The 14,867-nt window shown below is 43.7% G+C and carries 7 protein-coding genes; all 7 read left to right on the top strand.

Translation table 11 applies throughout. From position 1 onward, the window contains the following. Position 1: 1 nt before the first annotated feature. The 7 genes from WKU26_RS09760 to WKU26_RS09790 all read left to right on the top strand — a co-directional run bounded on the left by WKU26_RS09760 (position 2) and on the right by WKU26_RS09790 (position 14,544). Complete coding sequence (locus WKU26_RS09760; RefSeq protein WP_340321847.1) at positions 2 to 4,606, top strand: translocation/assembly module TamB domain-containing protein; 4,605 nt, start codon at positions 2 to 4, stop codon at positions 4,604 to 4,606. Next, positions 4,590 to 6,923 (top strand): translocation and assembly module lipoprotein TamL, encoded by a 2,334-nt coding sequence (gene tamL, locus WKU26_RS09765; protein WP_340321848.1) that lies wholly within the window; start codon positions 4,590 to 4,592, stop codon positions 6,921 to 6,923. Before WKU26_RS09760 ends, tamL begins: the two co-directional genes overlap by 17 nt. Positions 6,924 to 7,269: 346 nt before the next feature. Continuing rightward, positions 7,270 to 8,067, top strand: a complete 798-nt coding sequence (locus WKU26_RS09770) for a peptidylprolyl isomerase (RefSeq protein WP_269877774.1) — start codon at positions 7,270 to 7,272, stop codon at positions 8,065 to 8,067. 6 nt (positions 8,068 to 8,073) lie between these two features. Continuing rightward, positions 8,074 to 9,312, top strand: a complete 1,239-nt coding sequence (locus tag WKU26_RS09775; protein WP_340321849.1) for a M16 family metallopeptidase — start codon at positions 8,074 to 8,076, stop codon at positions 9,310 to 9,312. Continuing rightward, complete coding sequence (locus WKU26_RS09780; protein WP_340321850.1) at positions 9,309 to 10,634, top strand: MATE family efflux transporter; 1,326 nt, start codon at positions 9,309 to 9,311, stop codon at positions 10,632 to 10,634. Before WKU26_RS09775 ends, WKU26_RS09780 begins: the two co-directional genes overlap by 4 nt. Positions 10,635 to 10,642: 8 nt before the next feature. Further along, a complete protein-coding gene (locus WKU26_RS09785) occupies positions 10,643 to 13,135 on the top strand; it encodes a hybrid sensor histidine kinase/response regulator (RefSeq protein WP_340321851.1) in 2,493 nt (830 codons plus the stop codon). A gap of 80 nt (positions 13,136 to 13,215) precedes the next feature. Next, positions 13,216 to 14,544: a sigma-54-dependent transcriptional regulator gene (locus WKU26_RS09790; RefSeq protein ID WP_178267064.1), complete on the top strand. Its 1,329-nt coding sequence runs from the start codon at positions 13,216 to 13,218 to the stop codon at positions 14,542 to 14,544. Positions 14,545 to 14,867 lie beyond the last annotated feature (323 nt).

Here is a 14,867-nt window from a genome sequence, read left to right on the forward strand (position 1 = left end):
TATGAAAAGAAGCGTCAAATGGGGAACAGCTATACTTCTGTCACCCTTTGTCTTATTTATTATACTATGTATTTTTATATACATACCTCCTATTCAGAACTTTCTTGTACAACAGGCTACTCGATATGCTTCCGAAAGCACTGGCATGCATATCAGTATCAAACGCATTTCTCTGTCTTTCCCACTCGACCTGGTAGTACACAATACACTTGCCGTTCAAGGACAAGACACGATACTGCAAGCCGAACAGCTTACGGTAAAAGTACAATTACTTCCTCTGCTGAAACAACAGATAGAACTGGACGGGTTAGAGCTGAAAAAAGCAACAGTCAATACATCAAACCTGATTGAGGGCATGCAGTTGAAAGGAGACTTGGGAAAGTTGTTCATCTCCTCACATGGAGTAGCTCTTTCTCCGGAAACAGCTATCGTCAACAAGTTCTTACTGGAAAACACCCATGTAACATTATGCCTGAACGATACTACTCCCACTCCTCCCGATACTACCTCCAGTGCTCCGATGTACTGGAAGATTATGCTGCAGAAAATTAATCTGCAGAATGTATCTTTCCACATGCAAATGCCCCTCGACAGCATAGACATGCAACTGCAACTGAATAATGCATCGCTTTCCGACGGATTGATAGACTTGCATCAGATGGCTTATTCTGCCCGACACTTCGAAATAAGAAAAAGCAAGATAAACTACAATACCGGCAACCAGCCTCAGACAGTGGGACTGGACCCCACGCATATTGCTGTCACCAATCTGAACCTGTCTCTCGACTCACTTTATTATGCCGGCAACGACATGAAAGCTCTTATCAAGGAATTCGACCTTGAAGAACGTTCGGGGCTGAAAATTACTTCGGCTCAAGGAAGACTTGTTTCCAACGACAAGACACTGAGTGTACCATCGCTGCAAATCAAGACGACCGATTCTTTCATCGAGTTTACAGCCAATATGGACTGGGGAGTAACAGATACAAACTCTGAAGGTAATATGCATGCCCGTCTGATGGCTGATATAGGAAAAACAGACCTGTTCAGATTATTGCCGGATATGCCGGAAGAGTTAGTCAAGTACTATCCTTCTGCACCACTGCAGATTCGTGCCGGCATAGATGGAAATCTTAACCAACTGAACCTGACCAACTTGACCGTCCGCATTCCGGAAGTTTTCCAAAGCAACATTTCGGGAAGTATCACGAATCCGCTTGACAGTATCTATCGGGATGGTTCACTTTCTCTTTCTACACAAACCCAAAACATGCAATTCATCTCACAAATTGCAAAAGGAATTGCTGTTCCTTCCGACGTGATACTGGAAAGCAAAAACCTGATTAAAGGAACGTTACTCCAGACAACGACCACACTGACGCATCATACCGACAGCATATTCCTGTCCGGAGGTTATAATCTGTCCACTCAGGAGTACGCAGCAAAACTGGATATCAAAGAAATAGACCTGCATAAATTTATCCCACAGGATTCTTTATATGCCCTATCTGCATCTGCCAAAGTACAGGGAAAAGGATTCGATATCTTCTCACATTCCACATCAGCCCAACTTGAAGCAGAATTGAATCATCTGGAGTACGGTTCCCGCTTTTTCTCTGGAGTACAAATGGATGCAACTGTTGCACAAAACAAATTATTGGCACACCTCAATGCCAAAGACAATGCAATAGACATACAGACTACCATAGAAGGCTTGTTTAAACCCAAGCAGATAGATGCAACTGTTAATGCCAGCGTCAACCAGCTGGATCTGTATGCCATGCAACTGACTCCCAATCCACTGAAAGTATCACAGCAAATCAGTGTTACGCTACAGACAGACATGAAGCAAACCCACAAAGTACGTGCAGATGTAACAAACAACAAACTGATTACTGCAGAAAAAACATTTTCGACAAAAGATTTACATGCGGGCCTGGCGCTTACAAAAGACTCTATCCGGAGTTTTGTAAATGCCGGCGATCTGACTTTCCTTTTCAAATCACAGCAAAATCTTGATAAACTGACAGCCAGTCTGAACAAGATTTCCAAAGAACTGGACTCTCAGTGGAAAAAGAAATACATTGATCAGCCTCTTATCAAGACACTATTACCTACTGCTCACATCAAGATTATATCCGGAAAAGACAATCCGATAGCCAATCTTTTGTCGAGTAACCACATCTACTACAACCGGCTGTTAATTGACTTGAATACTTCTGCCCAAACCGGACTGAATGGTTCAGTCAATCTGTATGGATTACACACAGACAGCCTGTCTCTCGACAGTATTTATTTCACGGCTCAACAAGACACTGCCGAAATCAATTTCCACAGTGGTATAAAAGCATTGGCTAACCCTCATCAAGAAGCTTTTGATGTATCCCTAAACGGTTATGTAGGGGCAAACGATGCACAAATGATGATTGAATACCTGAACGGACAAAAAGAACGGGGGGCTTATATCGGCTTCAATGCCAACTTAAGAAACAAAGGCATCAGCTTACATATCATACCGGAAGAACCCACATTGGTCTATCGCCCGTTTAAGGTAAATCCACGTAACTATATTTACCTTAGCGACAAAGGTAAATTTTTCGCTGACATGAGTCTCTACGACAAGAATCATACCGGAATGCATCTCTATTCGGCTCCCGACTCTACTGTACAGCAAGATATTACCTTCATGCTCAACAAGATAGATATTGCTGAATTTCGAAGAATCATTCCTTATATGCCCGATGTAGCCGGATTCATCACAGCAGAAACCCACTATGTACAGAATGAATCCGAGTCGCAAATAGCCCTTGAAACAACTGTTGAGGAATTAGCTTATAACAAACAGCCTTTAGGGAACTGGTCCATAAGTACAGTATATTTACCCAAAGAAAATGGAGAGCATAGTATCGATGGTTTCGTTATACACAATGAAGAGGAAGTCATAACCTTAAATGGTTCTTACTTCAGTTCTCTTACCTCTAAAGATACTGATAAGATAATAGCCGATATGGGAATTCATCATTTCCCACTACCTGTTGCCAATGCATTCATTCCAGATAAAATGGCCATGCTAAAAGGAGACATTGATGGCAATTTATCCATATCCGGCTCTACCACCCAGCCTCTTTTCAATGGAGAAATAGGATTGGACAGTGTGGCTATTGACATTCCTCAGGCATCGCTTAACTTACGCTTCGACAACCGGCCTGTTAAAATTACAGACAGCAAACTGGTTTTCAAAGACTTCAGCATATTTACTGAAGGGAAAACTCCTTTTGCCATCAATGGAACTGTGGACATGAAAGATATGGCACAGATACAGATAGACCTCAAAATGAATGCGCATAACTTCGAATTGCTGAATGCCAAACGTACTAAAGAAGCACTCGTATACGGCAAACTGTATGTAGACCTAAATTCTACCTTGAAAGGTACTCCCGATGCCCTTGCAATGCGTGGAAATATGAATATATTGGGAAGCAGTAACTTTACCTATGTATTGAAGGACTCTCCACTCACAGTCGAAGACCGGCTGAACGAAACAGTTACTTTTGTCAACTTCAGTGATACAACCCAAATTACACGTCACCCGGTACAGGCCATGACATTAGGAGGTATTGATATGCTGATGACACTCCACATAGACGAAGCAGTGCAATGCCGCGTAGACCTGAACGAAGACGGAAGCAACTACATGCTGCTGGAAGGAGGAGGAGATCTTTCTTTCCAATACCAGCCTGACGGAAACATGCTGCTTAACGGACGCTATGCCCTGATGAGTGGAGAAATGAAATATGCCATGCCTATTATTCCACTAAAAACCTTCTATATACAAAGTGGCAGCTATATAGAATGGACAGGAAATGTAATGAACCCGAATCTGAATATCAAAGCATCCGAGCGAGTTCGTGCCTCTGTTACACAAGAAGGACAAAGCTCCCGCATGGTTACCTTTAATGTGGGGGTAAGTATTACCAACCGATTGGAAAACTTAGGTTTTACATTTACGCTCGAAGCCCCCGAAGACGGTACCATACAGAACGAGCTGGCTTCCATGTCGGCAGAAGAAAAAAACAAGCTGGCAGTAACGATGCTTGTTACAGGTATGTATCTGAGCGAAAGTAATATGGGGTCCGGAAAAGCATTCAATACAAACAATGTACTCAACTCTTTCCTGCAAAAGGAAATACAGAGTATAGCCGGAGATGCCCTGAAAACGGTCGATATCAACTTTGGAATGGAGACTACAAACGAAGAGGAGACAGGAAGCAGCAGAACAGATTATAACTTCCAGTTTGCCAAACGCTTCTGGAACAACCGCTTCCGGGTTGTCATAGGCGGAAAAATTTCGACAGGAAACGATGTACAGCAAGACGAATCGTTCATCGACAATGTATCATTGGAATACCGCTTAGACAACAGTGGTACCCGGTACATTAAACTATTCCACGACAAGAACTATGAAAGTATCCTCGACGGTGAAGTCATAGAAACCGGAGCCGGTATTGTTCTACGAAAGAAAATCAGTCGTTTGGGAGAATTATTCATATTCAGAAACCGAAAAAAGAATCCTATTGAAACACAGACAAATGAGAAGGAAAAGTAACACCCATATTATTCTGTATATATTCCTGTTTATGCTCATTTTTACAGGATGTTCTACCACCAAGAATCTGCCGGCGGAAGAAGTGCTATATACCGGAATCAACGACATTACCGTGCAGAATGAAGACCTCAATGCTGCAGGAAAAAGAACTCTGGAAGAAGTGGAAGGAGCCATCAGTGTGGCGCCCAACAACTCTTTTTTCGGTAGTCCGACCATGCGTATTCCTTTCCCGTTAGGACTATGGATTTACAATGGTTTCGAACGGTACGAAAAAGGTATCGGCAAATGGATATTCAAGAAATTTGCTGCTGACCCAGTCTATCTGTCAAAAGTAAATCCCGACACACGTGTCAAAGTAGCAAGCAACCTTCTCCACGATTATGGATACTTCAACGGGAAAGTTACCTACCAGGTAGATAGTACCAAAAATCCAAGGGCTGTGAAACTCAGTTACCACATTGACATGGGACGCCCTTATTATCTGGATTCTATCATGTACGAGGGATTCTCCCCAAGAGCAGACAGCCTGATCCGTGCTACCCGAAACGAACGTCTTTTGCACCGGGGAGATAACTTCGATGTAACCAGACTGGAAGCAGAACGCCAAAGAATTGTCGATTTGCTGAGAGATAACGGATATTATTATTGCCGGAATGAATTTATCACTTTCCTGGCCGATACACTGATGCGTTCGGGATATGTCAACTTGAAAATTGTACCCAGAAAAAACATCCCTCAAGAAGCCTTACGCAGATATCATATCGGCCATACTTCTGTTTATCTGACCGGATACAACGGAGAACGACCAACCGACTCACTCCAGACACGTAATTTTACCGTCCACTATTCGGGCAAGAAACTGGGCATCCGTTATGGAGTGCTCCGTAAACGGTTCTTGTATCGCTCGGGAGAGTTATACTCACAAAGCAGACAGAACTATACTCAGGAAGCATTGTCCCGTTTAGGCGTATTCAAGTACAATGAAATGCGATATACCCCCCGTACAGAGAACAGTGATACACTTGATGTACAGGTGAATGCAATGTTCGATTTGCCTTACGACAGTGAGCTGGAACTCAATGTCACCACCAAAAGCACCAAGCAAACCGGTCCGGGAGCCATATTCAAGCTGTCGAGAAAAAATTTCCGTGGCATGGGTGCCTCGCTCAATCTGGAAATGAAAGGTTCGTACGAATGGCAGACCAGTTCTACAGTCGATGGAGAAAGTTCGGTCATGAACTCCTATGAACTGGGCGCGGGGCTGTCGTTAGAGTTTCCACGACTGGTTCTCCCCTGGATTCGCGACCGTGTAGACCCCTTCCGTTTCCCGTCACAAACCAACTTCAAAGTGTATGTAGACCAGGTAAACCGTGCCCGTTACTTTAAGATGCTATCGTTTGGCGGTAATGTATCCTACAGCTTCTACCCACGTCGTGGAATGAAACATACCGTAACCCCCATACATCTGGCATTCAACGTTCTGCAACACCGTACAGCGGCTTTCGACTCAATAGCTACGGCCAATCCGATGCTGTTCCGAAGTCTGGACGACCAGTTTATTCCTTCGCTGACCTATACATTTACCTACGACAACTCGTGGGAACAAAAACGAAACCGGATATGGTGGGAAAACTCCATCACTTCTGCCGGAAACGTTACTTCGCTTATCTATGCTGCGTTCGGACAGAAATTCAGCCAACAGGATAAAAAACTGCTGGGAAATCCGTTTGCCCAGTTCCTGAAAGTTTCTTCGGAAATGCGTCATCTGCTAAACCTTAGCGACAAACAACAACTGGCTACCCGAGTAATGGCAGGTGTCATTTGGGCATACGGAAACAAGACAATTGCCCCTTATAGCGAACAGTTCTATGTAGGTGGAGCCAACAGCATCCGTGCCTTTACGGTCCGTTCCATTGGTCCGGGGCGTTTTCATCCGGCGGAAAACTCACGCTACTCTTATGTCGACCAAACGGGAGACATCAAATTGGAAGCCAACCTGGAATACCGATTCCGCATCTTGTCTAAGTTTTTGGGAGGAAATCTGAACGGAGCAGCCTTTCTCGATGCCGGAAACGTCTGGCTGATGCGAAAGGATGAAGCACGACCGAATGCAGAATTCAGCCTCAACAGATTTTTCGACAGCATTGCACTGGGTACAGGTATCGGTATCCGTTACGACTTGTCGTTCCTCATTCTCCGTCTCGACTGGGGAATTGCCCTGCACGTACCCTACGACACCGGCAAGAGCGGATACTACAACATTCCACGCTTCAAAGACGGAATGGGTATCCACTTCGCCATCGGTTATCCATTCTGACGATACGGCATCACTCCAACCGACAGTAAATCATCCGATTCAAGACTATTTATACAATGCGATGATTTACTGTCGGTTGCTTATATTGTTTTATAATCGACGACGTCGGATGTACAAACGGCGTCGCCGGCTATAAAACCAACGGCGTCAACTGTACAGCCAACGGCGCTGAATATACACTGTTTCTTTTCTTTTTTTCTGCCAATACTTTTGCAGCAGCCCGACATCTGCTACAGAATGCCGCCATAGAATACAGACTCACAATCATTTTTTTTGTACTTTTGCAATCTAATTTCTTTACTTTATGAAAAAAGCAACAATTGTATTAACCCTGATGGCCTGCTGCATGCTTTCGTGTACAGGAAATCAAAAAAAGACCACACATATGGAAAAAGGCAATGAAACACTGGTTTGCATGGAAACCACAATGGGAAACATTACCGTGAAACTGTACAACGAAACTCCGAAACACCGCGACAACTTCATCAAGTTGACCAAGGAGGGCGTGTACGACAGTACCTTGTTTCACCGCGTCATCAAGAACTTCATGATTCAGGCAGGCGACCCGCAAAGCAAGACTGCAACCGATACAACCACGCTGGGCAACGGTGATGTGGGCTATACCATTCCTGCAGAATTCAATCCTAAATTCTTCCACAAAAAAGGAGTATTGGCCGCAGCACGTCAGGGCGATGAAGTAAATCCGGAAAGAGCTTCTTCAGGCTGTCAGTTCTATATTGTAACAGGCCGCAAATTCAGCGAAGCACAGATGGTAAATATGGAAAACCAGATGAACGATGCCCGTTTGGAAACCGTATTCAACACGTTGGCCCGCAAACACATGAAAGAAATCTATAAAATGCGTAAGGCAGGCGATACCGACGGACTGATGGAACTGCAAGATTCACTGGAAGCACAGGCACGTGCAGAAGTTGCCAAAGAACCTGCACTGAAATTTACCCGCGAACAGATTCAGGCTTATACTACTGTAGGTGGTGCTCCTCATCTGGACGGAGCTTACACCGTATTTGGAGAAGTGGTAGACGGTATGGACGTAGTAGAAAAAATAGAAAACGTAGGCACCAACCGTGCAGACCGTCCGAAAATAGACATACGTATTCTTAAAGCAACTGTTATCGAATAACCCTTTATGATTCATATTAACCGTCATATTTTATCCAACGGCTTACGCATCGTACACAATGAAGACAACTCCACCCAAATGGTAGCACTCAACATTCTGTACGATGTGGGTGCCCGCGACGAAGATCCCGAACACACCGGCTTTGCCCATCTGTTCGAGCATCTGATGTTCGGCGGGTCTGTAAATATTCCCGATTATGATACCCCCGTACAAAATGCCGGAGGAGAAAACAATGCCTGGACCAACAACGACATTACCAATTACTACATTACACTTCCGTACCAGAATGTAGAAACCGGATTCTGGTTGGAAAGCGACCGTATGCTGAGTCTCGATTTTTCACCGCAAAGTCTTGAGATACAACGTCAGGTAGTAATAGAAGAATTCAAACAGCGTAACCTGAACCAGCCATACGGAGATGCTTCTCACCTTCTCCGCGAAATGGCTTACCAGAATCATCCTTACCGCTGGCCTACCATCGGCAAGGAAATCAGCCACATAGCCCAGGCCACATTGGAGGAAGTAAAAGATTTCTTCTACCGTTTTTATGCTCCCAACAATGCCATACTGACCGTGACGGGACACATCTCTTTTGAGGAAACAATCCGACTGGCAGAGAAATGGTTCGGCCCGATTCCTGCCCGTTCTATACGCAAGCGGGAACTTCCGGCAGAACTTCCACAAACTGCCATCCGGCGCAAAAGCGTAGAACGGAAAGTTCCGGTAGATGCCATTTACATGGCGTTTCATATGTGCAACCGCCACCATCCGGAATATTATGCCTTTGATATGATTACCGATATCCTGTCGAACGGCCGTTCTTCCCGCTTTATCCAATCGCTGGTGCAAGAACAGAAACTCTTCACTGCACTGGATGCCTACATTGCAGGAAGTCTGGACGAAGGTTTGCTGCATATCACCGGAAAACCAGCTCCGGGAGTCACGCTGGAAGAAGCTGAAAAGGCTATCTGGACCGAACTGGAAAAGATGAAAACCCAGCCTGTAGCAGAAGAGGAACTGGAAAAAGTAAAAAACCGCTACGAAAGCGAGCAGATATTCAGTAACATCAACTACCTGAACGTGGCAACCAACCTTGCCTATTTCGAGCTTTTAGGAAAAGCGGAGATGATAAATGAGGAAGTAGAAAAATACCGTGCGGTTACCGCCGAACAGATACAGGAAACTGCCCGCAAGACATTTATTCCGGAAAATTGTAACATTCTTTATTACCGAGCAACGAAATGAATTGGACACATTACCGTGCACTCCTGACATTGGGTATCCCTATTGTCATTGGTCAAATCGGAGTCATTGTATTAGGATTTGCCGATACTTTAATGATTGGACATCACAGTACTACAGAGCTTGCTGCAGCAAGTTTTGTAAACAACATGTTCAATCTGGCCATTATTTTCAGTACCGGATTCTCCTACGGATTAACACCGGTAGTAGGAAGTCTCTTCGGGCAAGGCAAGTCACATGCAGTAGGGAAAGCTCTTAAAAGCAGCCTGGCAGCCAATACAATGCTGGCTTTCATCGTGTGCCTGGTAATGGGAATACTGTATCTGAATGTGGGAAGCCTGGGGCAACCGGAAGAACTGCTTCCTTATATCCGTCCTTATTTTCTTGTTCTGCTGGCCTCACTTCCGTTTGTACTGTGGTTCAACGGATTCAAGCAGTTTACAGACGGAATAACAGATACAAAAGTGTCCATGTGGATTTTGCTGAGCGGGAATATTCTGAATATTATCGGAAACTATCTGCTGATTTACGGTAAGCTGGGCATGCCGGAAATGGGGCTGACGGGTGCCGGAGTATCCACACTCATTTCACGCATCCTGATGGTTATAGCCTACCTTGTATTATTCTTTGGTACTTCGCGTTACCGTGTGTTCCGTGAAGGATTCAAGCGTAATGCTCTCGACAAGGCAGAATTTAAATTACTCAACAAACTGGGATGGCCCATTGCCGGACAGATGGGTATGGAAACTGCCTCATTCAGCCTGAGTGCCATCATGGTAGGCTGGCTGGGAAGTACAGCTCTGGCTACCTATCAGATTATGATAGCCGTTTCTCAAATCTGTTTCATGATGTACTATGGAATGGGAGCAGCCGTATCGGTACGTATCAGCAATTTTTACGGTCAGAATAATTTGGTCAGTGTCCGGAAAACAGCCAATATAGGCTTCCATATTATCCTGGCTATGATAGTATGCACTTCTATCCCCATATTTCTGCTCCGTCATCAGATTGGAGGATGGTTTACCAATGATCAGGCTGTAAGTCTGATGGTAGCACAAGTGATTATTCCTTTCCTGCTCTATCAGTTTGGCGACGGACTGCAAATCAACTTTGCCAATGCGCTGAGAGGTATTGCCGATGTCCGTCCGATGCTTCTGTTTTCATTTATTGCCTATTTTGTGATTTCTCTTCCTGCCAGCTACCTGTTTGGCTTTGTATGCGACTGGGGAATCATAGGTATCTGGATGGCCTTTCCTTTCGGACTGACCAGTGCCGGAATTATGTATTACCTGCGTTTCCGATATAAAACCCGGAAAGAACTATAACCTGACTCATGCTTTCTACTTCAACCAAAATAGCTTTCGGATATATCATTCTGATAGGACTGCTCTTTGGAGCCATCGGATATATCTACAAACAGATGGAACTGCTGACTTCGCCCACCGGTTTCGAGGAAAATATAGAAAACCGGCGGCGTACAACCCACGAAATCATCAGTCAGCTTTATAAAGCGGAAATCATCGGACAGACCTTACGTGTAGGAGAACTGAATGAATATCCGGCTTATAAAAGAGCCATGAGAAATGTAGGAAAGTCGATTGACTCCCTGCAAACAATGCTGACAGATACACTACAGCGGGCACGTCTGGATACGGTACGCATTTTGGTAAAGAACAAGGAACGCAACATGAGACTGGTTTTGGAAGCTTTGCGTCAGCCTCCTACCGACGAGCTGTACAAGCAACAGATAGACAGTCTGATAGCTCAACAGGACTCTCTGTTGAACAGTACTCATATTCGCCGTAAAGTCATTACTCATCGAAACACCTATACCATTCATCATAAACCCAAGAAGTTTTTCAAGCGTCTGGCCGATCTTTTTTCTCCAGGAAAAGCCGATTCGACCCAAGTCAATAATGTCATTCAAGAAGAGTATACCGACACTATAGACGAAGCATACAACCCTGTAGATACATTGGCTGGTATGCTGAGCAATATACAACACCGTGTATTCCAAACCCGGCAGGAGCAGTTACGCACGGTTGAAAAGCGTATTTACCGCCTGCGTATAGCCGGCAGCAAACTGAGTCAGCGTGTAAACCAGTTATTGGAAACCATTGAAGAAGAAGAACAAAAAGTAGCTGCATATAAATTTGAGACGGAGCAACGTATCCGTGAACAAGCAGCATGGACAATGGCTACCATTGCAATACTGGCAGTATTGGTAATCCTTATATTCTTTATCATCATCTGCCGCGATATTACCCGAAGCAACCATTACCGGAAAGAACTGGAAAAAGCTAAATCGTATGCAGAAAACCTCTTGGTAGCACGCGAAAAGCTGATGTTAACCATTACGCACGACATCAAAGCACCAACCGGTTCGATTATCGGTTATATCGACTTGCTTATCCGACTTGTAAAAGACAAAAGACAACTGTTTTATCTGGACAACATGAAAAGTTCGGCCCAGCATTTGCTCGACCTGGTGACTTCGCTTTTGGACTACCATCGTCTGGAAGCTGGAAAAATGGATTTGCATCCGGTAGCATTCAATCCGCACCAATTATTTGAAACTATCTATACCAGCTTTTTACCTCTGGCAGAAAAAAAGAACCTGAAACTGGAATTTGCAGATGAATTCAAACCAGGACTCACTCTGGAAGGAGACCCTTTCCGTATCCGGCAAATTGTAGAAAACCTGCTTTCGAATGCATTGAAATTTACTAAAGAAGGAAGTATTACTTTACATGCCAAGTATCAGGGCAACCAGTTTATATTCAGTGTAACTGATACCGGGTGCGGAATGACACCGCAAGAACAGGAACGTGTGTTCCAAGCCTTTATCCGTCTGAGGAGTGCACAAGGACAGGAAGGATTTGGACTTGGTCTTTCCATCACCCAGAAGTTAGTGGAATTGCTACAAGGTAAGATTGCCATCGAAAGCACTCTTGAAAAAGGAAGTACATTTCGGGTATCTATGCCTCTTCCCTCTATCTCCGCTTCATCGAAGAATAAGGAACAGCATCTTGTACCTGTCAAGCCTCTTCGTATTTTACTAATAGACGACGACCGTATCCAAATGAATCTGACGGAAGCAATGTTACGCAACATTCTCGACCCACAAACTACAATCCAATGTTGCGAACAGCCGGAAGATCTTTTTGGGTTTATCAGCCAGCAACCGTTCGACATTCTGTTTACCGATATTCAGATGCCTGCCATGAATGGCTTTGAATTATTGGAAAATCTGAGAAAACTGCCGGTAAAACAGGCACAAAGCATTCCGGTCATAGCCATTACCGCACGAAGTGACATGGACGAATCGCATTTTCAGGAAAAAGGATTCGCCGGATGTTTGCATAAACCATTCAACCAGTCGGATTTACTTCAAATACTGCAGCAATTCTCAGCCTCACTGAACAGACAGATTCCCGAAAAATCGACTGAAAAAGTTTCTGCCTCCGCAAGCAAATACAATTTCAGTCCGCTGACTGCTTTCTCTGCCGATGATACCAATGCGGCACAGGAGATTATTAAAATATTTATTCAGGAGACACAAAAAAGCACCGGCTTGCTGCAAGAAGCCTTGAGCAGAAATGATATTCAGACAATCAGCGCCATTGCCCACAAGCTACTGCCTACACTAACTATGATTGAAGCAAAAGAAATTGTACCTTCTCTACAACAGCTGGAAAGCAGAAAAGGAGCAGAACAAATTACGGATGAGGACATAAAACAGACTAAATGGATTATACAACAAGTTACCTGCATCCTTGAAGAAGCTGAAAAATATGTAAAAAAGATATCTTTGCACCAATGCTGAAATGAAAAATTTAACCTGGAATGATTTCCGCATACTAAAAAAGCTTATCTTTGTACAAATACATATAAACATAGGTACACATGATTCCGTCTATACTAATCGTTGAAGATGATTTGACATTTTCTACAATGCTGAAAACATGGCTCGGGAAAAAAGGGTTCGAAGTGGAAACTGCAGGAACAAATGCACGCGCCCGCAAGCAAATAGCAGCACGCCAATACGACCTGATTCTCTCCGATTTACGTTTGCCCGATCAAGACGGAATCCACCTTCTTTCATGGCTTCGGAGCAAAGAATGTACCACACCGGTTATTATCATGACCAGTTACGCTGAAATCCAAACAGCGGTACAGGCTATGAAGCAAGGTGCCAGTGACTACATCAGTAAACCGGTGCAACCGGATGAACTTCTGAAAAAAATACACGAAGCAATTCATAAACAACAAATTCCTGTGACTCCTGTACCTGAGTTTAATTCACAGAATTTTCTGGAAGGAGAAAGTGAGGCTGCCCGCCAATTATACAATTATGTAAAACTGGTGGCGCCTACCCAGATGTCTGTACTTATCAACGGAGCAAGCGGCACAGGTAAAGAGTATGTAGCACATCGTATACACGAATTAAGCAAACGGGCTGGAAAGCCTTTTATTGCCATAGACTGTGGTTCTATCCCCAAAGAACTGGCTGCTTCTGAATTTTTCGGCCACATAAAGGGTTCGTTCACTGGTGCTCTTCATGACAAACGAGGTGCCTTTGAAGAAGCCAATGGAGGTACTTTATTCCTCGACGAAGTAGGAAACCTAAGCTACGAAGTTCAAATTCAGCTTTTACGTGCTTTACAGGAACGACGTATCCGTCCTATTGGTTCCAATAAGGAAATAGAAGTTGATGTACGTCTGATTAGTGCAACCAACGAAAATCTTACCGAAGCCATCTCTAAAGGTAATTTCCGTGAAGATTTGTATCATCGTCTTAATGAATTTACCTTATATATGCCTTCTCTGAAAGAACGACCGGAAGATATCCTTCTGTTCGCCAATTTCTTTTTGGATCAGGCAAATCGTGAACTGGAGCGAGACTTAATAGGATTTGATGCAGCAGCAAGTGAAGCACTGCAAAAATATGATTGGCCGGGTAATTTACGTCAATTAAAAAATGTTGTAAAGCGTGCCACACTTCTTGCACAAGGAGATTTTATTACAATACGTGAACTGGGAGAAGATATCTTACGTCAACCAGTTTCCTTTGTTCCTCAATCTTTAAATTTATATGATGAGGAAACTGAGAAACAGCGTATTCTACGGGCACTTCAACAAACAAACAATAACAAAACCAAGGCAGCTCTGCTATTGGGAGTAGACCGCAAGACTCTATACAACAAACTGAAATTGTATAATATTCCACAATAAAATGTGGAATAATTCTACAATATCCCCACACAATTCCACAAATTCCTCAATAAGACAAAATTGCATTTATCTTATTAATCAGCAAGTTATATATTCTACATACTTTGGCACACGAATTGCACTTCTAATTACAGAAGATATTAAAAAGAGAAAAAACACACAGCCAAAAAGACATAGGATATAAACTAAACTAGACTATAACCCAACCCCATAGAATAAAAGTTCAAAAGGGTATATATCGATATAACCTTTTGATAAAATGAAGATGCCTATGTGTTAAATAGAAAGAGAACGCTGCGACAGCGTTCTCTTTTCTTTTTTAT

The sequence above is a fragment of the Phocaeicola sp. HCN-40430 genome (genome assembly GCF_037890285.1).
GTDB lineage: Bacteria > Bacteroidota > Bacteroidia > Bacteroidales > Bacteroidaceae > Phocaeicola > Phocaeicola acetigenes.